The organism is Maritimibacter harenae, from assembly GCF_009882975.1.
In the GTDB taxonomy this organism is placed as follows: domain Bacteria; phylum Pseudomonadota; class Alphaproteobacteria; order Rhodobacterales; family Rhodobacteraceae; genus Maritimibacter; species Maritimibacter harenae.
Genome location: NZ_WTUX01000017.1, coordinates 237,201 through 256,938, shown reverse-complemented (window position 1 = coordinate 256,938; position 19,738 = coordinate 237,201). Strand labels below are relative to the sequence as shown.

Annotated in this window: 17 protein-coding genes; 11 read left to right on the top strand and 6 right to left on the bottom strand. The window is 67.8% G+C overall.

Going from position 1 to position 19,738, the window contains the following annotated elements; genetic code table 11:
- The first annotated feature begins 53 nt into the window (after positions 1-53).
- Positions 54-323 (top strand): DksA/TraR family C4-type zinc finger protein, encoded by a 270-nt coding sequence (locus GQE99_RS13685; protein WP_161352380.1) that lies wholly within the window; start codon positions 54-56, stop codon positions 321-323.
- A 119-nt stretch (positions 324-442) separates the two neighbouring features.
- Here the strand turns inward: GQE99_RS13685 and GQE99_RS13680 are convergent, their stop codons facing one another.
- Positions 443-2,281: a M3 family oligoendopeptidase gene (locus tag GQE99_RS13680; protein ID WP_161352191.1), complete on the bottom strand. Its 1,839-nt coding sequence runs from the start codon at positions 2,279-2,281 to the stop codon at positions 443-445.
- A gap of 315 nt (positions 2,282-2,596) precedes the next feature.
- Here GQE99_RS13680 and GQE99_RS13675 point away from each other — a divergent pair, with 315 nt between their 5' ends.
- The 4 genes from GQE99_RS13675 to GQE99_RS13660 all read left to right on the top strand — a co-directional run bounded on the left by GQE99_RS13675 (position 2,597) and on the right by GQE99_RS13660 (position 6,568).
- Positions 2,597-4,354 carry a pilus assembly protein TadG-related protein gene (locus GQE99_RS13675; protein WP_161352190.1) on the top strand — a complete coding sequence of 586 codons (1,758 nt, stop codon included), beginning with the start codon at positions 2,597-2,599 and terminating at the stop codon, positions 4,352-4,354.
- A gap of 1 nt (position 4,355) precedes the next feature.
- Complete coding sequence (locus tag GQE99_RS13670) at positions 4,356-4,898, top strand: TadE/TadG family type IV pilus assembly protein (protein WP_161352189.1); 543 nt, start codon at positions 4,356-4,358, stop codon at positions 4,896-4,898.
- A gap of 9 nt (positions 4,899-4,907) precedes the next feature.
- Positions 4,908-5,549 (top strand): TadE/TadG family type IV pilus assembly protein, encoded by a 642-nt coding sequence (locus GQE99_RS13665; RefSeq protein WP_161352188.1) that lies wholly within the window; start codon positions 4,908-4,910, stop codon positions 5,547-5,549.
- A gap of 107 nt (positions 5,550-5,656) precedes the next feature.
- Positions 5,657-6,568, top strand: a complete 912-nt coding sequence (locus GQE99_RS13660; protein ID WP_161352187.1) for a pirin family protein — start codon at positions 5,657-5,659, stop codon at positions 6,566-6,568.
- 108 nt (positions 6,569-6,676) lie between these two features.
- Here the strand turns inward: GQE99_RS13660 and GQE99_RS13655 are convergent, their stop codons facing one another.
- Complete coding sequence (locus GQE99_RS13655) at positions 6,677-7,621, bottom strand: alpha/beta hydrolase (RefSeq protein ID WP_161352186.1); 945 nt, start codon at positions 7,619-7,621, stop codon at positions 6,677-6,679.
- Entirely contained in the window at positions 7,621-7,911 is a 291-nt protein-coding gene (locus GQE99_RS13650; RefSeq protein WP_161352185.1) for an SCP2 sterol-binding domain-containing protein, read from the bottom strand. The genes GQE99_RS13655 and GQE99_RS13650 overlap by 1 nt, the downstream gene beginning before the upstream one ends.
- A gap of 179 nt (positions 7,912-8,090) precedes the next feature.
- Here GQE99_RS13650 and GQE99_RS13645 point away from each other — a divergent pair, with 179 nt between their 5' ends.
- The 5 genes from GQE99_RS13645 to GQE99_RS13625 all read left to right on the top strand — a co-directional run bounded on the left by GQE99_RS13645 (position 8,091) and on the right by GQE99_RS13625 (position 12,936).
- Positions 8,091-8,624: a tetratricopeptide repeat protein gene (locus tag GQE99_RS13645; RefSeq protein WP_161352184.1), complete on the top strand. Its 534-nt coding sequence runs from the start codon at positions 8,091-8,093 to the stop codon at positions 8,622-8,624.
- Between the two features lie 27 nt (positions 8,625-8,651).
- A complete protein-coding gene (locus tag GQE99_RS13640; protein WP_161352183.1) occupies positions 8,652-11,381 on the top strand; it encodes a helicase-related protein in 2,730 nt (909 codons plus the stop codon).
- Positions 11,378-11,752, top strand: a complete 375-nt coding sequence (locus tag GQE99_RS13635; protein WP_407943797.1) for an RNA-binding S4 domain-containing protein — start codon at positions 11,378-11,380, stop codon at positions 11,750-11,752. The genes GQE99_RS13640 and GQE99_RS13635 overlap by 4 nt, the downstream gene beginning before the upstream one ends.
- Positions 11,753-11,802: 50 nt before the next feature.
- Complete coding sequence (fdxA, locus tag GQE99_RS13630; RefSeq protein WP_161352182.1) at positions 11,803-12,138, top strand: ferredoxin FdxA; 336 nt, start codon at positions 11,803-11,805, stop codon at positions 12,136-12,138.
- Positions 12,139-12,426: 288 nt separating this feature from the next.
- Entirely contained in the window at positions 12,427-12,936 is a 510-nt protein-coding gene (locus GQE99_RS13625; RefSeq protein ID WP_161352181.1) for a CarD family transcriptional regulator, read from the top strand.
- 54 nt (positions 12,937-12,990) lie between these two features.
- On the opposite strand, the gene cobS is transcribed toward GQE99_RS13625, so the two are convergent.
- On the bottom strand, positions 12,991-13,746 hold the full coding sequence (gene cobS / locus GQE99_RS13620) for an adenosylcobinamide-GDP ribazoletransferase (protein WP_161352180.1): 756 nt from the start codon (positions 13,744-13,746) through the stop codon (positions 12,991-12,993).
- Positions 13,747-13,818: 72 nt separating this feature from the next.
- Here cobS and cobT point away from each other — a divergent pair, with 72 nt between their 5' ends.
- Positions 13,819-14,835 (top strand): nicotinate-nucleotide--dimethylbenzimidazole phosphoribosyltransferase, encoded by a 1,017-nt coding sequence (gene cobT, locus GQE99_RS13615; RefSeq protein WP_161352179.1) that lies wholly within the window; start codon positions 13,819-13,821, stop codon positions 14,833-14,835.
- Here the strand turns inward: cobT and GQE99_RS13610 are convergent.
- Both GQE99_RS13610 and GQE99_RS13605 read right to left on the bottom strand, forming a co-directional pair.
- Positions 14,832-16,739, bottom strand: coding sequence for a monovalent cation:proton antiporter-2 (CPA2) family protein (locus GQE99_RS13610; protein ID WP_161352178.1), 1,908 nt, complete (start codon positions 16,737-16,739; stop codon positions 14,832-14,834). The genes cobT and GQE99_RS13610 overlap by 4 nt on opposite strands.
- Before the next feature lie 130 nt (positions 16,740-16,869).
- The gene (locus tag GQE99_RS13605) at positions 16,870-19,701 is read right to left on the bottom strand and encodes a hypothetical protein (RefSeq protein WP_161352177.1); all 2,832 of its coding nucleotides are present in this window, start codon (positions 19,699-19,701) and stop codon (positions 16,870-16,872) included.
- Positions 19,702-19,738 lie beyond the last annotated feature (37 nt).

The following is a 19,738-nucleotide window of genomic DNA, read 5'->3' as shown; positions in this document are numbered from 1 at the left end:
GCTATGGCACCCTAGGTGGGGAATACATGCCCGACGTAGCGGAAGGGGGCAACATGGCCGGTGGCTGGAGCCGCGATGGAGCGGTGAATGAACAGATCGACGCCTCGATCAACGAGGAGCTCGAGCGGATGCGCGCGCGCCGCACCCCGGTGGGGGAGAGCCTGGCGGAGTGCGCCGAATGCGGCGAGCCGATCCCGGAAGCCCGGCGCAAGGCGCTGCCGGGCGTGAAGATCTGCATCGATTGCCAGGAAGAGCGGGACGGGGCGTTCCGGGCGCGGCCGGGGATCAACCGGCGCGGGTCCAAGGACAGCCAGCTCAAGTGACGGTCGGGCCGGGCGCCCGCGCCGTTCCCTTCTCCGGTCGATAAATATCCCGGGGGAGGTCCGGAGGGGGCAGCGCCCCCTCCGGCGGGTCGTCGCGGGCGCAGCCCGCGGCGAAGCCCTCAGTCTTCCATCGCTTCCAGCTCGTCGATCATGCCCGAGATCATGCCCAGCCCCTTGTCCCAGAACTTCGGGTCCGAGGCGTCGAGGCCGAAGGGCTTGAGAAGCTCCGTGTGGTGCTTGGAGCCGCCCGCCTTGAGCATGTCGAAATACTTCTTCTGGAAGTCCGGGTCGCCCTCCTCGTAGACCGCGTAGAGCGCGTTCACGAGCCCGTCGCCGAAGGCATAGGCGTAGACGTAGAAGGGCGAGTGGACGAAGTGGGGGATGTAGGACCAGAAGGTCTCGTACCCGTCCATGAAGTTGAAGGCGGGGCCGAGGCTCTCGCCCTGGACGCTCATCCACAACTCGTTGATCTGGTCGGTGGTCAGTTCGCCCTGCGTACGGCGGGCTTCGTGCAGCTTGCACTCGAAGTCGTAGAAGGCGATCTGGCGCACGACCGTGTTGATCATGTCCTCGACCTTGCCCGCGAGAAGCACCTTCTTCTGGGCGTCGTCCGGGGCCTGGGCCAGGAGCTTGCGGAAGGTCAGCATCTCGCCGAACACGCTCGCGGTCTCGGCCAGCGTGAGCGGCGTGTCGGCCAGGAGTTCGCCCTGGTCGGCGGCCAGCACCTGGTGCACGCCGTGGCCCAGCTCATGCGCCAGCGTCATCACGTCGCGCGGTTTGCCCAGGTAGTTCAGGAGCACGTAGGGGTGCACGTCGGTGACCGTGGGGTGGGCGAAGGCGCCCGGGGCCTTGCCCGGTTTCACGCCCGCGTCGATCCAGCCGCGGTCGAAGAAGGGTTCGGCGATCTTCGCCATCTCCGGGTCGAAGTCCCCGTAGGCGTCCAGCACCATGCGGCGCGCCTCGGGCCAGTCGACGATGCGCTCGTCTTCCATCGGGAGGGGGGCGTTGCGGTCCCACACCTCGAGCTTGTCGAGGCCCAGCCACTTGCGCTTGAGCTCGTAGTAGCGGTGCGACAGCTTCGGGTAGGCGGCGACGACCGCGTCGCGCAGCGCCTCGACCACCTCGGGTTCGACGTGGTTCGCCAGGTGGCGCGCGGTCTGGGCCGTGGGCATCTTGCGCCAGCGGTCCTCGATCTCCTTTTCCTTGGCAAGCGTGTTGTGCACGCGTGCGAAGAGCGACAGGTTCTCGCCGAAGACGCGGGCCAGTTCGCGGGCGGCGGCTTCGCGCCGGTCGCGGTTCTGTTCCGAGAGCAGGTTCAGCGTGGCCTCGAGCGACAGCTCCTCGTCCTCGGGCTTGAAGGTGAGGCGCGCCATCGTTTCGTCGAAGAGCTTGTTCCAGGCGGCCGCACCGACGGCGGACTGGTCGTGCAGGAACTTCTCGAGCTCGTCGGACAGCTGGTAGGGGCGCATCGCGCGCAGGCGCTCGAAGATCGGCTTGTAGCGGGCGAGGTCCGTGTTCGCCTCGAACAGCGCGTCGAGCCGGTCGTCGGGGATGCGGTTGATCTCGAGCGAGAAGAACACGAGCGGCGTGGTGTAGTCCGTGATCTTTTCCTGGCAGTTCTGCAGGAACTGGGCGCGTTCGCCGTCGGTGGTCACCTGGTAGTAGCGCAGGCCCGCGTAGGACATGAGGCGCCCGGCGAGCCGGTCGATCTCTTCATGCGCCTTGATGCAGGTGAGCATGCCGTCGGCGTCCAGGTCGGCGAGCTTGCCTTCGTAGGTGGCCGCGAAATCGGCGCAGGCGGTCTTCAGCCGGTCGAGGTCGCGGGTGACCTCGGGCGCGTCGGGGCTGGCGTAGAGATCGGTCAGATCCCAGTCCGGCAGGTCGCCCAGGTTGCCGCCGCTTCCGGCGGTATCGGTGGCGGCATCGAAAAGCGGGGCGGGCCGGATTTGGGTGCGCATGATCTCTCCTTCACTCCTGTTTCGTCAGACATAGGACGCCGGCCGGTGGGTCACAACACCCCGGGCCTGCGCGACGGATCGGGCCGTGCCCGTCGGGGATTGTGGCGAATTGGTCTAACTCGTGAGGATAAAGGCCGACCTGTGGCCGCATTGTGGGCCCAATCGGGGCGCCGCGTGCGAGTTTCCCAATATTTTCCTCAATATCGACACGCCCGTGGTGTGGAAAAGTCTTCGGGGCACGCCGCGTGGAAAGCGCGGGCATGCGCCGTTCGGCGCGGGAGAGGAACGATGTTGGATCATGGTCCAGAACGGAATGTGACAGACACGCAGACAAGCCGGTTCCGGCGCGACGAGGATGGTGGGTTCATCATCTTCGGCCTCGCCGTTTTCATGATGATGTGCCTGGCCGGGGGGCTGGCCGTCGACGTGATGCGCTACGAAACGCACCGGGTCCACGTGCAGAACACGCTCGACCGGGCCGTGCTCGCCGCCGCCTCGCTCGATCAGCCGCTCTCGTCCGAGGAGGTGGTGCTCGACTACTTCGCGAAGGCGGGGCTGGGGCACATCATTTCGGCCGACGACCTCACGATCGACGAAAGCTGGGTCGAGAAGACGGTCGATGGCGAAACGCAGCGCGTCTACACGGAGCGCAGGGTCGGGGCGAACCTCGACCTGGCGGTGCCGACCACGTTCCTGCGCATGGCCGACATGACCGAGTTTCGGATGCCCGCGTCCGGTGCGGCGGAAGAGGCCGTGTCGCTGACCGAGGTGTCGCTGGTGCTCGACGTGTCCGGGTCGATGGGCAGCTCGTCCTACTCCGGCTACTCCAAGCTCTACGAACTCCAGCGCGCGGCGAAGCGTTTCGTGAACCTGATGCTGTGCGACCCGTCCGATCCGGACGAGACGTCGAACTGCATCGTCGAGGAAGGGCGCATCTCGATCAACGTGGTGCCCTATGCCGAACAGGTGCTGCTGGGCGACAACCTGCTGTCCTATTTCAACCACACGGCCGAACACACCGAGAGCACCTGCGTCACCTTCTACGAGGATGATTTCGACACGGTGGGGATCCCGGCCTACTCGGCCTCCGATTTCGCCAACAACGGCCGCCCGCTGCCCTTGGTCTTCGGCGACCCGGTGCAGCTGACGGGCTATTTCGACCCGCGGCGCGGGCGCAACGACACGCCGCGCCCGGACGCCTATTCGCCCTGCTACAACGATTACTCCGGCACCAGCACGGATGCCTGGCGCGAGGTTTTGGCGTTCGGGCGCACCGCCGCCGAGCTGCGCACCAAGATCGACAGCCTGCGCGCCAGCGGCAATACGTCGATCGACCTCGGCATGAAATGGGGTGCGGCGCTGCTCGACCCGGCCGCGCAGCCCGCGATCAGCGGCATGATCGCCTCGGGCGACGTGCACGAGGATTTCGAGGGCCGGCCCTACAATTATTCGCGCCGCGGCATCGAGAAGGTCATCGTGCTGATGACGGACGGGGAAAACACCTCGCAGGACTACCTGCGCGAGGGTTTCCACAGCGGCCCCTCGGGCGTCTACAAGGCCAATTCCTCGGACGACTGGTCGGTCTACGACGCGGCGAACGACCGCTATTACTGGGCCGACGGCGGCCAGTGGCTCGACCACCCCTACGGCGAGGGCGAGCACGAGGAATGCAGCTGGACGCGTGAATATTACGGCTACTACTGGTGGCAGTACGACTGGGTCGAAAGCTGCGACATGGTGGCCGAAGGCGACGGGGCGACGCAGCTTACCTTCACCGAGCTGTGGCGCGAGAAGACGACCGCCTGGTACGACCAGTGGAGCTTCCTGAACGATGCCGCCGCGTCCTTCAATTATTATGAAAAGAACAACAATCTCGACGCGATCTGCGACGCCGTGAAAGCGGAGGGCATGGTGGTCTTCGCCATCGGCTTCGAAGTGAGCGACAGCCAGGACGACATCATGCGCAACTGCGCCTCGGCGCCGTCCTATTACTTCGACGTGAACGGGCTCGACATTTCCGACGCCTTCGCGGCCATCGCGCGCGAGATTTCCAAGCTGAGGCTCGTGAACTGACATGCGGATCTGGACGAAGATCAAACGCGGGCTGAGGCTGGCGGTCCGGCGCGAGGACGGGACGGCGACGATCGAATTCGTCATCCTGTTCCCGGCGCTGATGACGCTCTTCCTGTCCTCCTTCGAGGTGTCGGTGCTGCTTCTGCGGTCCGTCATGCTCGACAAGGCGCTCGACACCACGGTGCGCGAGCTGCGGCTGGGATGGGTCGCCGATCCGACCGCCGCCGGCCTGCGCAAGCAATTGTGCGACCGCACGCCGATCATCCCCGACTGCATGAACCAGATGATGATCGAGCTTCAGCCGATCTCCACGGAAACCTGGACCTTCCCGGCCGACATGGTGTCGTGCATCGAGAAGTCGGCGGACATCCAGCCGAGCGTGGAGACCAATTTCGGCACGGCGAACGACCTGATGATCGTGCGCGCCTGCGCCAAGGTCGATCCGTTCTTCGCGCCGTCGCCCTACCTCCTGGACCTCGTCCCGGTGGACGGGTCGAACCAGTACGCGGTGGTCGCGGCGTCGACCTTCGTGAACGAGCCATAGGAGGGGCGCATGCCGGTATCGCCGATCCATACGCTCCGCCGCGCCGTGACCCGTTTCGTGCGGGACGAGGACGCCTCGCTCTCGGTCGAGATGATCCTGATCCTTCCGCTCCTGATCTGGGGCTTCCTCACGGTCTACACGATCTTCGACGTGTTCCGGGCCCGCAACCTGGCGCTCAAGGGCAATTACGCGGTCTCCGACCTCCTGTCGCGTGAGACCGCCTCGATCGACACGGCCTATCTCAACGGGGTGAAGGAGGTGTTCACCTATCTCACCCAGGGGGGCGACACGACCTGGGTGCGCGTCACGCAGGTCTATTGCACCGCCGAGTGCGGCGACAACGCCTTGCGCGAGCTGAAGGTGGACTGGTCGCGGGCGACCGACGGGCAGGACACCTACGACAACACGGACGGGGCCGGCGTGCTGAACGAGACGGTGCCGCTTCTCGCCTACGGCGAGCGCGCGATCGTGGTGGAGACCAGCGTCGACTACACGCCGCCCTTCATCCCGCCGATGCTGAAGACCGTGGCGCGCGACGGCTACGATCACGGCTGGGGTTTCATGAAGCGCAACACCTTCATCGACACCGTCATCACCGAGCCGCGGTTCGGACCGCAGCTGTGCTGGACCGGCGTGAACGGCTGCGACTGACCCCGGATTTGCGCGCTGACGCACAGAGCTTGCGCCGCGCGGCGCCGCTCGCCAAGATTGCCCGGATGCCCCGGCCGCCCTACATGCAACGGTGAAAGGAGACGCTCATGTCCATTCGACCCGTTCTGTCCGCGTCCCAGGCGCAACCGACCCTCGAGGGGGCCGGGGTGAAACTGCATCGCGGCTTCGGCTTCGGCGATCCCGAGGCCTTCGACCCGTTCCTGCTCTTCGACGATTTTCGCGGCGAGGTGCCGGAGGATTACATCCGCGGCTTCCCGTGGCACCCGCACCGGGGGATCGAGACGATCACCTACGTGCTGGAAGGCACGGTCGAGCACGGCGACAGCCTGGGCAACCGGGGCACGCTGGGCGCGGGGGACATCCAGTGGATGACCGCGGGCTCCGGCATCATGCACCAGGAAATGCCCACCGGGAATGCGAAGGGCCAGATGCACGGCTTCCAGCTCTGGGGCAACCTGCCGTCCTCGCTCAAGATGACCGACCCGCGCTACCAGGACGTCCCCTCGATGGAGATCCCCGAGGTGATCGACGACGACGGCACCCGGGTGCGCGTCGTGGCCGGCGAGTTCTGGGGCAAGCGGGGTCCCGTGGACGGGATCGCGGCCGATCCGCAGTACCTCGATGTCTCGGTGCCGGCGGGCGTGAAGAAGACCTTCAAGATCGACACCTATCGCCGGGCCTTCGCCTATGTCTTCCAGGGGTCGGCGGCCTTCGTGGACGCCTCTCGACCGTCGGGCGTGCTGCTCGAGAAGGAGGTGATGGGCGAAGAGGTCAACATCCGCGACCTGTCGGGCAACCGCACCGTGGTCCGCTTCGGCAGCGGTGAAGAGGTGACGGTGCAGGCCGGCGAGGCGGGTGTTCGGTTCCTCCTGATCTCCGGCGCGCCGATCCAGGAGCCGGTGGCCTGGCACGGCCCCATCGTGATGAACACGCGCGAAGAGCTGATGCAGGCGGTGCAGGAGCTGCGCAACGGGACCTTCATCCGCCCCGCGCATTGAGGTTTCGCCGCGGGCTTGCGCCCGCGGCGACCGGGCGGGGGAGGCTCTGCCTCCCCCGGACCCCCTCCGAGGTATTTCCGAAACGAAGAAGGGACGCGGGACGCGATCCTAGGGATGCGCGCCGAAATGCCCGATGGCGCGCTCGAAGAACATCTCGCGGGTCGTGGGGACTTCCATCATGATCTCGTGCTCGGCGTCGGGCACCATGACCAGGTCGCCGCTGGACCATGCGCCCATGATCTTCTGCACCGGCGGGGTGGCCACGATGCGTTCGTTGGTGCCCAGGAAGGTGAGCACCGGTGTCGCGGGCGGCGCCATGCGTTCGAGCGCCGCGCATTCGCGCAGCGCGAGGTAGAGCCAGGTCACCGAGGGGCCGCCGAGCGCCAGGTCGGGTTCGCGTTCGAGCTGGTGCTGCATGAAGGCCCACATGTCCGGGTCGCGGGTGAGCTGGTTGTCCTCGAAAGGCGCGACCTGCACGTAATGGTCGCGGCTGGTGGCGGGGGCGAGCCGGGTGCCGTTTCCGAAGCTGTGGGTGAACCAGGAGAGCGACCAGGCGACGGGGCGCATGAGGCCGGACAGGCTGATCCCCCACATCGGGGCCGAGAAGACGGCCGCGTTCACCGGCAGGTCGCGGTGCAGGGCGCGCAGGCCGATGCAGCCGCCCATCGAGTGGCCGACGAGGTAGTAGGGTTCGGGCAGGCCCAGTTCGCGCACCGCCTCCATCACACGGTCGACGTCGACCTGGTAGTCGGCGAAGTCGCCGACGTGGCCGAGGAGCCGGTCGGGCGCCGCGCGCTCGGAGATCCCCTGGCCGCGCCAATCCACCGCGATCATGTCGAAGCCCTGGTCGGTGAAGACCCGGGCGGCGGGCCCGTATTTCTCGACGTATTCCGTGCGTCCGGGAAACAGGAGCACGGTGCCGCGCGCGTCGCGCCCGGCCGCCCGGGGCCAGTGCCCCATCCGGATCTTCATGCCGTCCGAACAGGTCAGCCAGAGCGCGCGGCCGCTCTCGGGCCCCCGGGCGATGTCGGCGAAATACGGGGCCTCTTCCATCAGCCCAGGATGCCGCCGAGCTTCATCGCGACGCCCATGTCGCCGTCGACGGCGAGCTTGCCGCCCATAAAGGCGGCGGTCGGGTTCAGGTCGCCGTTCATCATCTGCTCGAAGGTGTCGGCGGAGGCCGTCAGGGTCACTTCCGCATCGTCGTCGCCGGCGCGCGCACCGTTGCCGTCGACCATGACGGCGCCTTCGTCCTCGATCACGAATTTCGCGGTCGAATCGAACTCTTCGCCCTCGAGTTTCTCGTTCAGCGCGGTCACAGCCGCGTCGATCACGTCGCTCATATTTCGTATCCTTCGAACTTGCGGGAATTGCCCTGGTTGACGTTCCCGTCAACTTTAGCAAGCGCCGCGTGACGGTGAAACCGGGAAACAGGGGATGTGACGTGCGGGAATGTCCCTGTCATGGCCCGGTCGCGCGAAGGTGATGGCAGCGTGGGCCGGGCGGCGTTAGGGTCGGGGCCATGAAACGGCTTGCCCTGATCCTCGCCCTTCTCGCCGGTCCCCTGTTCGCGGCGGACCAGGAGCGGCTCGACGAGCTCTTCGCGGCGCTCGAGACGGCGGACGAGACGAGCTGGGAGCAGATCGAGCAGAAGATCTGGCGCGAGTGGTCCGATTCGGGTTCGCCCGCGATGGACCTGCTTCTGGAGCGCGGGCGCGAGGCGACGGCGCAGGAAGACTACAGGGCCGCGATCGCCCATCTCACCGCGCTGGTCGAGAATGCGCCGGACTTCGCCGAGGGCTGGAACGCGCGGGCGACCGCTTATTTCGGCGCGGGGCTGATCGGTCCGGCGCTGCACGACATCGCGCGCACGCTGGAGCTGGAGCCGCGCCATTTCGGGGCGCTGTCGGGGCTCGGGCGCATCCTGGAGGAAACCGGGCATGAGCGCGACGCGCTCGGGGCCTATTCCGAGGCGCTCTCTATACATCCCCACCGACCTTCCCTAATTAGGGCCGTGGAGCGCCTGGAGCGGGAGCTTCAGGGGAAATCCATCTAGGGCGCAGCCGCGCGTCAAGGGGGGCGGATGCCGGGGATCACGGCCGTTCTCGGCCCGACGAACACGGGCAAGACTCACTATGCCATCGAACGCATGCTGGCGCACCGCACGGGCGTGATCGGCCTGCCTTTGCGGCTGCTCGCGCGCGAGGTCTACGACCGGATCGTCGCGCTGCGCGGACCGTCGGTGGTGGCGCTCGTCACCGGCGAAGAGCGGATCGTGCCGGAGCGCACGCAGTACTGGGTCTGCACGGTCGAGGCGATGCCCGAGGGTCTGGGCGCCGATTTCGTGGCGATCGACGAGATCCAGCTCTGCGCCGATCCGGAACGCGGCCATGTCTTCACCGACCGGCTCCTGCGTGCGCGCGGTCTGCACGAGACGCTCTTCATGGGCTCGGACACGATGCGCGGCGCGATCGCGGCGCTCGTTCCCAAGGTGCAGTTCATGCGGCGCGAACGGTTTTCGCAGCTGATGTATTCGGGCTCGAAGAAGATCAGCCGGATGCCCGGCCGTTCGGCCATCGTCGGGTTCTCGGTCGACAATCTCTATGCCATCGCCGAGCTCATGCGCCGCCAGAAGGGGGGCGTGGCCGTGGTGATGGGGGCGCTCAGCCCGCGCACGCGCAACGCGCAGGTGTCGATGTACCAGAACGGGGATGTCGACTACCTCGTGGCCACGGATGCGATCGGCATGGGGCTGAACCTCGACGTGAACCACGTGGCCTTCTCCGCCCTGTCCAAGTTCGACGGCCGGCGGATGCGCAGGCTCGCGCCCAACGAGCTGGCCCAGATCGCGGGGCGGGCCGGACGTTACATGACCGACGGCACCTTCGGCGTGACCGGCGAGGCGCCGCCGCTCGAGCCAGAAGTGGTCGAGGCGATCACCAGCCATTCCTTCACACCGATCCGCAAGCTCAACTGGCGCAATTCGGACCTGCGGTTCGGATCCGTCGACGCGCTGATCGACTCGCTCGAAGCCGGGGTCGAGGACGAGTGGCTCGTGAAGGCGCGCGAGGCCGACGACCTGGTCGCGCTCAAGGACCTGGCCGACGACCCGGTGATCCGGGCGCGTGCCTCGGATGCGCGGGCGGTGCAGCTTCTTTGGGACGTGTGCCGGGTGCCGGATTTCCGCGGCATCAGCCACACGGAACATGCCAACCTGCTGCATTCGCTGTTCACGGATCTGCATGAACATGGAAAGGTGCGCGAAGACTGGTTCGCACGCCAGGTCAAGCGGATCGATCGAACCGATGGCGATATCGACGCGTTGTCGAAAAGATTGGCGTATATCCGCACGTGGACCTATGTCGCCCAAAGAAACGGGTGGCTGGCCGACGTTGACCATTGGCGCGGCGAAACCCGTGCGGTAGAAGACCGCCTGTCGGACGCGTTGCACGCGGCGCTGACCAAGAGATTTGTCGACCGGCGCACATCCGTGCTTCTGCGCCGGTTGAAGCAGAAGGAGAACCTTGTGGCCGAGGTGAACGACAAGGGTGAAGTGAGCGTCGAGGGCGAGTTCGTCGGTCGGCTGGAAGGATTCCGTTTCCGCCAGGATGCGTCGAGCACGCCGGAAGAGGCGAAGACGCTGCGCACCGCGTCGCTCGCGGCGCTGGCGCCCGAGTTCCACCTGCGTGCGGACCGGTTCTACAACGCGCCCGATACCGAGCTCGACTTCACCGAGCAGGGCGGCCTCATGTGGGGCGAGAACGCGGTCGGCAAGCTCGTGAAGGGCGACGACATCCTCAAGCCGCGGGTCGAGGCCTTCGTCGATGACGAGGCCGGGGCCGAGGTGGCCGAGAAGGTCGCGCGCCGGCTTCAGCATTTCATCGACCGCAAGGTCGCGGCCCTTTTCGAGCCGATGATCGCCATGCAGAAAGACGAGGCGCTGAGCGGTCTTCCGCGCGGCTTCGCCTTCCGGCTTGTCGAGGCGCTGGGCATCATTCCGCGCCACCTCGTGGCCGGCGAGGTCAAGGACCTGGACCAGGACGCGCGCGGCAGCCTGCGCAAGCACGGCGTGCGTTTCGGCCAGTTCACGATCTTCATGCCACTCCTCCTGAAACCCGCGCCCACGCGGCTCAGGCTGGTGCTTTGGAGCCTCTACCAGGGGCTCGACGAGTTCCCCGAGGCGCCGCCGCCGGGGCTGGTGACCATTCCCGTGATCGAGGGCGTGGGGGACGAGGTCTACACCCTGTCGGGTTACCGCAAGGCGGGCAGCCGGGCGATCCGCATCGACATGCTGGAGCGGCTGGCCGACCAGCTGCGCGCGCAGGACACGAAGGGCGGGTTCGAGGCCAACCCCGACATGCTGTCGATCACCGGCATGACGCTGGAACAATTCGCCGACCTGATGCAGGGGCTGGGCTACAAGGCCGAGCGCGGCGAGCGGCCCAAGGTCAAGCCGACATCGGAGGCCGAGGCGACACCGGACGGGGAAGAGACCCCGCAGCCCGCCCCGGAGAGCGAGGGCGCCTCCGAGGTCGAGGCGACGCCGGATGCGGACGTGCCTGCCGAGCCGGAGGTCGAGGTTTTCTACACCTTCACCTGGGCCGGGTTCGGCCGGAAGGGCGGCGCCCCGCGCAAGGGGCAGGGCCAGCCGAAGGGCGGCAAGCCCAAGGGCGCCAAGGGCAAGGGGCCGCGCCGCGACGGTGGCGGGGGCAAGGCCAAGTCCTTCTCGTCGAAGCCGCCGAAGAAGGAAAAGGCGATCGACCCCGACAACCCCTTCGCCCAGGCGCTCATGGGGCTCAAGGACAAGAAGTGACCGATCCGCGTGCCACGATGCGGGCCGACAAGTGGCTCTGGCATGCGCGGTTCTTCAAGACCCGGGGATTGGCGACAAGGCTGATCACCGCGGGGCATCTGCGCGTGAACGGATCGAAGGTGGCCAAGGCGTCGCACGGGATCGGCCCGGGCGACGTGCTGACCTTCCCGCAGGCCCGGCGCGTGCGCGTGGTGCGCCTCACCGCCCTGTCGGAGCGGCGCGGCCCGGCGAGCGAGGCGCAGGCGCTCTACGACGACCTGACGCCGGAAGAAACGCACGTTCCGAAGAACCCCGGTTTCGAAGGAAAGGGGCGCCCCAGCGGAAAAGATAGACGCAACGCACGTCTTTACGATCCGTCGCGGCTTGAATGAGCCGGAACAAGGCGTTAGGTCAGCGCTGATACCCCGTTGCTGGAACGACCATGACCTATATCGTCAACGACAAGTGCATCGCCTGCAAATACACCGACTGCGTGGAGGTCTGTCCCGTGGACTGCTTCTACGAAGGGGAAAACATGCTGGTCATCCACCCGGATGAGTGCATCGATTGCGGCGTGTGCGAACCGGAATGCCCGGCCGACGCCATCCGGCCCGATACGGAGCCGGAAGCGGAGAAATGGGTCGAGTTCAACCGCAAGTATTCCGAGCTCTGGCCGGTGATCATCGAGAAGAAGGATCCGCTGCCGGACGCCGAAAAGCGTGACGGCGAAGAGGGCAAGCTCGAGAAGTATTTCTCGGAGGCCCCGGGCGAGGGCTGATTCGAGCGAAAACGGCGGGATCGAGCGCGTTTCGCGATGCCGCCGACACAGTCAAAGGGCGCGGATTCGGGTTCAATTCACCTGAATTCGCCGTGAACCCTTTGAAATCGGGCGATTCTGCGCTATATAGAACTTCGCTGTGAACAATGGAACCTGACCAGCGCTCAGTGGGGGTTATTCTGGGCGTGCCCGATATGCAGACAATTCAGTGCGTTGTGGGGGACAAGACCCCCGCACGGCACGTTTTTTTGTCGCTGGGGCTGCGAGGTGCTGAAAGGAACAAAACCGATGAGCAAAGCCAAGAAGCTTGATTTCCGTCCGAATGAGTACGTGGTCTACCCCGCACACGGGGTCGGACAGATCGTTTCGATCGAGGAGCAGGAAGTCGCCGGGCTGACGCTGGAACTCTTCGTCATCTCCTTCGAGAAGGACAAGATGACGCTGCGGGTGCCGACGAACAAGGCAACCGAAGTGGGCATGCGCAGCCTGTCGTCGCCGGACGTCGTGTCGAAGGCGATGGACACGCTCAAGGGCAAGGCCCGCGTGAAGCGCGCCATGTGGTCGCGCCGGGCGCAGGAATACGAACAGAAGATCAACTCGGGCGACCTGATCTCGATCGCCGAAGTGGTGCGCGACCTGCATCGCAACGACGATCAGCGTGAGCAGAGCTATTCCGAACGTCAGCTTTACGAAGCGGCGCTGGAGCGTCTGACCCGCGAAGTGGCTGCCGTGTCCGGGGGCGACGAGGCCGCGGCACAGGCGAAGGTCGACGACGTCCTGACCTCGCGCGCCGCCTGATCGGCCCCCGCCGTTAGAATTCAAGGCCGCCGTCCTTCCGGGACGGCGGTTTTTTCATGCCAGAGTGGCCGTGAGCGCGGCGAGTGCGGCGATCTCGGCCAGTTGCTGGCTCGCCCCCAGCACGTCGCCGGTCTGCCCGCCGATCTTGGCCTTGGCGATCCCGGCCAGCGCGATGGTCGCGAGCGTCGCCCACAGGATCGGGGCGAGCGCGCCGGCGCCCAGGCAGAAGAAGGCCCCGAGGATCGCGATGATCACGGCAAGGGTCGCTGTCGGCTGCCCGGGCTGGCCCACCTGCGCGGACAGGCCCTGTCCCCGTGCGTTGGGCATCGCGGCCATGAGCACCGGCATCGGCGCGCGCGACAGCAGGCCCACGGCGATCAGCGCCCAGGCGATGCCGCCCACCGACAGGAGCGCCGTGAGAGCCGCCCAGCGGGCGAGCAGCGACAGGCACAGCGCGATGACGCCATAACTGCCCACGCGGCTGTCCTTCATGATTTCGAGCCTGCGCGCCTTTTCGTGCCCGCCCCAGAAGCCGTCCGCGATATCGGCCAACCCATCCTCGTGCAGCCCGCCGGTCAGCATCACCTGCGTAAGCAGGATGGCGACCGCCGTCAGCGCGGCGGGCAGGCCGAGCCACAGGCCGAGGCCGCCCACCACCGCCGCGCCAAGCCCCACCGCGAGCCCGGCCAACGGCCACGCCCAGGAGGCGTGCGCCCCGCGCGCATGGTCGGCGGAGACGGGCAGGCGGGTCAGGAGGGCGAGCGCGACGGCGATGTCGCCCGGCTGTGCGATTGGGTCGGTGCGGGCCATGACTTTCGTCCTGTTCTCAAAGACACAATCTCGGTAAGCCTTCGCGCAGACCGGATCAACAGGAGACGCCCCATGACCACCCCCTTCGCCACGCTCGAGGAGTTCCGGGCGATCCTTCAGGATCTCCCCGCGCCGGACGCGGCCGCGACAGACGCGGCCTGGGCGCGCAACGGCGCGCTGACCAAGCCGCCGGGGGCGCTTGGGCGGCTCGAGGAGCTGGCGATCTGGTGCGCGGGCTGGCGCGGTGACGCGCGGCCTCGGATCGAGGCGCCGCAGGTGGTGGTCTTCGCCGGCAATCACGGCGTGACCGCGCGTGGCGTCTCGGCGTTTCCCGCCGACGTGACCGCGCAGATGGTCGCGAATTTCGAAGCGGGGGGCGCGGCGATCAACCAGCTCGCCGAGGCGTTCGGGGCGAAGATGGACGTGCACGCGCTGTCGCTCGACCGGCCCACCGCCGATTTCACCCAGGGCCCCGCGATGCGCGAGGACGAGGTGATCGAGGCGCTTTCGGTCGGCTGGGAGGCGGTGAACCCCCGGGCCGACCTGTTCGTCACAGGCGAGATGGGCATCGGCAACACCACCTCTGCCGCCGCGATCGCCCATGCGCTTTTCGGCGGCACGCCGGGCGATTGGGTCGGACGCGGCACCGGCGTGGACGAGGCCGGGCTCGCGGTGAAGGCGCTCGTGGTGGCCGAGGGGCTCGAGGCCAACGCCGGCGCGGGGCGCGACGGGCTCGAGGCGCTGCGATGCCTGGGCGGCCGGGAAGTGGCCGCGATGGCCGGCGCGATCGCGCGGGCGCGGGTCGAGCGCATCCCGGTGATCCTTGACGGTTTCATCTGTTCGGTCGCGGCCGCCTGCCTTGAAAAGGTCGCGCCCGGAGCGCTCGACCACGCGGTCGCCGGGCACGTGTCGGCGGAAGCCGCGCATGCGCAGGTGCTGGCGGAGCTGGGCAAGGACCCGCTTCTGTCGCTTGGCATGCGGCTGGGCGAAGGCTCCGGCGCGGCGCTGGCCATCGGCGTGCTCAAGGGCGCCGTGGCCACCCATTCCGGCATGGCCACCTTCGCGGAAGCCGGCGTTTCCGACGGTTAGGAGGCCTTGCGGGCCTCCGGCCCGCCGTCGCCGTCATCGTCTTCCTTGTCGTCGTCCCGGCTGGGCTTGGGGTCCTGGTCGGAGGCGAGGAGCTGGGTCAGCATGGCGCTTTCCATGTCACGGTCGAGCGCGATGGCGCGTTCGCGGTAGGCCTCGTTCTCGTCGGCGCGCAGGTTGGGATCCCAGTAATTCGCGAGTTCGCGGATCATGTGGCGGTCGTGCTTGTAGAACATGCGCTCCGCTTCGTTCGCCTCGAACTCGGACAGGCCGATGTTCTCCAGCACGTAACGCCCGACGCGCAGCGAGGAGTCGAACATCTCGCGCACGATGTCGTTCGCGCCCGCCTGGTAGAGCCCGTAGACATGGGTGCGGTCGCGGGCGCGCGCGATGATGTGGAGGTCCGGACGCTTTGCGCGGGCATGGGCCACGATCTTGGTGCAGGCCTCGGGGTTGTTGACCGCGACGACGAGCACTTTGGCCGTGTCGAGACCGGCGGCTTTGAGCAGGTCGGGGCGCGTCGGGTCGCCAAAGAAGCCCTTCACCCCGAACTTGCGCATCATCTGGACGGTCTGGAGGTTGTTGTCGAGCACGGTCGTCTTGAACCCGACCGAACGCACAAGCCGGTTCACCACCTGGCCGAAGCGGCCGATGCCGACGATGATCACGCTGCTGGTCTGTTCCTCGATCTCGTCCTCTTCGTGGGTCTCGGCACGCTCGGCGGAGCGGCGCGAGTAGAACTCGTACCCGATGAAGGCGAGGGGGGTGAGCAGCATCGAGAGCGCGATGACGGTCAGCACGTCCTGCGCGATGGCATTGCCGATGACGCCTTGCTGGAGCGAAAAGGTGACGAGCAGGAAGCCGAATTCGCCGGCCTGGGCGAGGCCCAGGGTGAAAAGCCACAGGTTGCGCCGCCTGAGCCCGAACAGGTAGCCGAGCCCAGCGAGGATCGTGGCCTTGGCGACCATCAGGAGGGCGGCGAGCGCGATCAGGCGGATCGGGTCGGCGATGAAACCGGCCACGTCCATGCCCGCGCCCACGGTGATGAAGAAGAGCCCGAGGAGCAGGCCCTTGAAGGGCTCGATGTCGGTCTCGAGTTCATGGCGGAACTCGGAGTTGGCGAGCATCACGCCGGCGAGGAAGGCGCCCAGGGCGGGCGAGAGGCCGACCATGTTCATCAGCGTCGCGATGCCCACGACGATCAGCAACGCGACGGCGGTGTACATTTCGCGCAGGCGTGCGCTTTCGATGAAGCGGAAGAGCGGGCGGGCGAGGTAACGGCCGCCCAGCACGATGATCGCGACCGCGCCCAACGTGACGAGCGCCACGGCCCAGCCCGGCAGACCCTCGACGATGGAGACCGCGCCGTGATCCTCGCCGCCGTGGTGGGCCGCGCCGGTGGCCAGGAAGGGCACGATCAGGAGCATCGGGATGACCGCGATGTCCTGGGTGAGCAGGACCGAGAAGCTGGAGCGCCCGCCGGCCGATTGCATCAAGCCCTTTTCCGTGAGCGTTTGCAGAACGATAGCCGTCGAACTTAAGGCAAGCATCAGGCCCACGGCGAGTGCGACCTGCCAGCTTTCGCCCATGAGCATGACGCCACCGGTCACGACGCCGGTGGTCAGAAGCACCTGGAGGCCGCCCAGTCCCATCAGCCTGTGGCGCATGTCCCACAGGGCGCCCGGGTCCAGCTCCAGCCCGATGAGGAAAAGCATCATGACGACGCCGAACTCGGCGAAGTGCATCAGCCCCTCGGTCCCGCCGCCGTCGATTCCGGTGATCGGACCGATCAGGAGGCCGGCGACGAGGTAGCCCAGCACCGAGCCCAGCCCGAGGCGCGCGGCGATCGGCACGGCGATGACCGCCGCGCCGAGATAGATGGTCGCATTGAGCAGGAACGTTTCCATGATCCCGATATTCGCAACGGCGCCGGGGAATGGCAATGGAGCTTCGGCGTGATCGGGGGGCAAATGCGGGATCGCGTGGGCCTTTCGCCGATCGGGTCCCGGAAGTCCCTTGACTGGCGGTCAGCGTGCCTCAGCCGAGCGGCAGAACCTCGAGCGCGAGCTGGCGGTTGCCTTTCTGGTAGACCAGGCGGCTGTCGTCTATGGCGACGACGCGGCCACCGTCCAGCCGGTCCCCGACCGAGACCTTCACGTAGCGCCCGTTGCCCATGCGCACGAGCGCGCGGCGCGAGGCGGACGAGCCGTAGATGCCGATCAGGTTGAGGTCGCGCAGGTTGAGCGCGTTCTTCATCGTGGCCGTGCGTGCGACCGAGGCGGCCGTGGGAATGCTCGGCTGGGGCCGTGCGGCCGCCGCGACGACCTGGCTGCCGTCCGAGTTGTCCTCCTGCTCGCGCGCGGCTGCGACCACGGCGGAGAAGTTCGACGGCTTGTCTTCGGGGCGCCGCGAGGCTTCGACGGCGAGCTCGGTCGGGTCGACGATGGCGATCTCGGCCACCGCGTCCTCGATCGAGTCGTTGAGGGCCTCGGCTTCGGCCAAGTCGGCTTCCTCTTCTTCCGCGATGCTGGCGGCGAGGTCCTCGGGCCGCTTGGGTGGACGCAGCGCGGCCAACTCTTCGCGGGTCTGGCCGCCGAGCCGTGCGCGTTCAGCCAGCTCGTTCAGGTTCTCGGGCCGCTCCCGCGGGTCGAGGCGCGGCAGATCGAGCGCGGCGTCGTCCTGCGTTTCGGCCTGTTCGGGCACGAGGTTGGCGGGGCGTGGCGCGGGCACCACGGGCGGGCGTCCCCGGGTGACGATCACGCCGGTGGGTGACACGGCACCATCCGGCGTCGCGACCACGAGACCCTCATCGTTGAGGTCGAATGTCGTGCCGGGCGGCGGCGGCGGAATGGCGGTGTCCGTGGGCGCGGCAAGACGCGGGGTCGCAGGCAGCGCGACGGCATCCGTGGCTTCGACCGTGGGGTCGATCGAGGCAACGTAGACTTCGTCGCCCGCCGCCGTTTCGGGCTCGCCAAGCGCTTCCGGCGCGCGCTGGTAGACGCCGGTCACGGCATATTGTGCCTCGGCCTCTTCGACCGAAAGGACGCTCGCGGTTTCGGGCTCCGGCGTCTCCTCGGGGGCGGGCTCGGCTGCGGGGGCCTCTTCGGTGACGATGTCGTCGGGGGTACCGGGGTTGAAGAGCGCGACCTCTTCGTCGCCCAGGAATACGGTGGACCAGAGCGCCGCGGCGGCCATCAGCAGAAGCAGCACCAGCGTCAGGATCAGGCCGAGGTAGCGGGGACGGCCACGGTCGTAGGCCTGCGCCTGGCGCGCGCCAAAGACCGTGAGCGCCTCGGCTTCCTTGGCGCGAGGATCGGGCTCCTCGGTCTTGGGCTTGCGCTTGAAGCGTCCGGCGGGCTTGTCGGTCTTGGCCGCCTTTTCCGGCTTGGGCTCCTTCGCCGGTTTGGGCTCTTTCGCAGGTTTCGGTGGAACCGGGGCCGCGTCGAGCGCGGGCGCACCTTCCGTCTCTTCCTTCGTGCGCAGCCGCTTGAACCGGCCGTTGGTGGCGGCGCTGATGCCGCCGAGCCCCGTGGTGACGCGCGACAGGAGCCCGTTGGCCTTCTCCGGCTGGTCGTTCGACGCGCCAAGGGCGCGGGCCATCGCCTGGCGGCGGGTTTCGGCTTCTCCGCTCAGGATGCGGGGGCCGGGGCCGGTGTCGTCGATGACCGGCGGCGTTTTCTTGGGCGTCTCGGTCTTGGCCTCCGGCTGGGCCGGGGTCTCCGGTTGCGGGGCGGCGGGCGCCGCGACCTTGGCCTTGGGGGCTTCGGGTTCGGGTGCCGGTGCGGCCGGTTCCGGAGTCACCTGCGGCGTCTCTTCCGCCGTGGCCGGTTCGCTCCGGCGCGAGGAAAAGGCCGGGGCGTCGACCGCAGGCGCAGGCGCGGCCTTGGGCGCGGGAGGCGCATCAGAGGCGTCGGGGGCTGAATTGTCGGCCCGGAGCGGGGCCGCGCCGTTGGGCCGCTTGGGCGGTGGGGGCGTGGTCCCCGGTTCGGTCCGCGTGACCGGGCGATAGGTCGGGGTGGCGCCCTCGGCCGGGTCGTCCGGCGTCGGCGGGAAGGGGGCGAGCACCGGGGCCTCGGACGATGCACGGGCCTTGCGCGAAGCCGCCGGGGCCTTGGGCTGCGCCGGTTTCGGCGAGGCGGCGGGTTTCTCTGTCTTGGGCTCGGAAGGCTCCGGCGGGGTCGCCGGCTTTTCCGTCTCGGGTGCCGCCGGTGCCGGGTCGACCTCGGCCTCCGCTTGCGCGGGCGGCTCCATCGGGCCGGGGGCCGGCTGCGGCGGCTCGGGCGGCGCGCTTTCGGCCACGGGGGCGCCCGGCAGGTCGAGCTGGCGGGGATTGCGCGGCACCGGGGTCGCGTCCGGCACCACCTTTTCGTTCGAGCCGAGGATGCGCGCGGCCGACCGGGTCTTGCCGAAGAACGGTTCGCCGGAAAACTGGCCGCTCGTCGGGCGGGCGGCGAAGCTGACCGGGTTGAAGCCGAACTGGTTGGCGAACCCTTCTGCCTCTTCCATCGTCTCGTTGGCGAGCACGGCTACGCGGGCCACGTCCCCCTCGGCGCGCCAGTCGAAGACAAGATCGGACACCGGGTAGGGGGTCATCCCCTCCAGTGCCACGCGAATCTGCACCTCGCGGGCGACGTCGTCGGGCCCGGGGGCCTCGAGCGTGGTGTAGAGGATCTGGCTGTCGGGGATCACGAGCTTGGTGCGCACGGTGCCATCGCCCAGCTCCTCGGCGAGCTCGCGCAGCTGCTTGAGATGATCCGTCATCTTCGGATCGTCCAGCGCGACCGATCCGACACGCGCCCAGCCGCCCCTGTCGCGGAACAGAAGGCTGATCCCGTCATGCGTTAGGTCGAGCGCGAAATTTGGCTTCATGGCCTGTGTTTTGCCCGGTGCGATGTCAGTTCCTGCC

Coding starts and splice junctions, on each gene's coding strand:
- GQE99_RS13685 (WP_161352380.1), top strand. CDS start 54: ATGGCCGGTGGCTGGAGCCGCGATGGAGCGGTGAATGAACAGATCGAC.
- GQE99_RS13680 (WP_161352191.1), bottom strand. CDS start 2,281: ATGCGCACCCAAATCCGGCCCGCCCCGCTTTTCGATGCCGCCACCGAT.
- GQE99_RS13670 (WP_161352189.1), top strand. CDS start 4,356: ATGCGGATCTGGACGAAGATCAAACGCGGGCTGAGGCTGGCGGTCCGG.
- GQE99_RS13665 (WP_161352188.1), top strand. CDS start 4,908: ATGCCGGTATCGCCGATCCATACGCTCCGCCGCGCCGTGACCCGTTTC.
- GQE99_RS13660 (WP_161352187.1), top strand. CDS start 5,657: ATGTCCATTCGACCCGTTCTGTCCGCGTCCCAGGCGCAACCGACCCTC.
- GQE99_RS13655 (WP_161352186.1), bottom strand. CDS start 7,621: ATGGAAGAGGCCCCGTATTTCGCCGACATCGCCCGGGGGCCCGAGAGC.
- GQE99_RS13650 (WP_161352185.1), bottom strand. CDS start 7,911: ATGAGCGACGTGATCGACGCGGCTGTGACCGCGCTGAACGAGAAACTC.
- GQE99_RS13645 (WP_161352184.1), top strand. CDS start 8,091: ATGAAACGGCTTGCCCTGATCCTCGCCCTTCTCGCCGGTCCCCTGTTC.
- GQE99_RS13640 (WP_161352183.1), top strand. CDS start 8,652: ATGCCGGGGATCACGGCCGTTCTCGGCCCGACGAACACGGGCAAGACT.
- fdxA (WP_161352182.1), top strand. CDS start 11,803: ATGACCTATATCGTCAACGACAAGTGCATCGCCTGCAAATACACCGAC.
- GQE99_RS13625 (WP_161352181.1), top strand. CDS start 12,427: ATGAGCAAAGCCAAGAAGCTTGATTTCCGTCCGAATGAGTACGTGGTC.
- cobS (WP_161352180.1), bottom strand. CDS start 13,746: ATGGCCCGCACCGACCCAATCGCACAGCCGGGCGACATCGCCGTCGCG.
- cobT (WP_161352179.1), top strand. CDS start 13,819: ATGACCACCCCCTTCGCCACGCTCGAGGAGTTCCGGGCGATCCTTCAG.
- GQE99_RS13610 (WP_161352178.1), bottom strand. CDS start 16,739: ATGGAAACGTTCCTGCTCAATGCGACCATCTATCTCGGCGCGGCGGTC.
- GQE99_RS13605 (WP_161352177.1), bottom strand. CDS start 19,701: ATGAAGCCAAATTTCGCGCTCGACCTAACGCATGACGGGATCAGCCTT.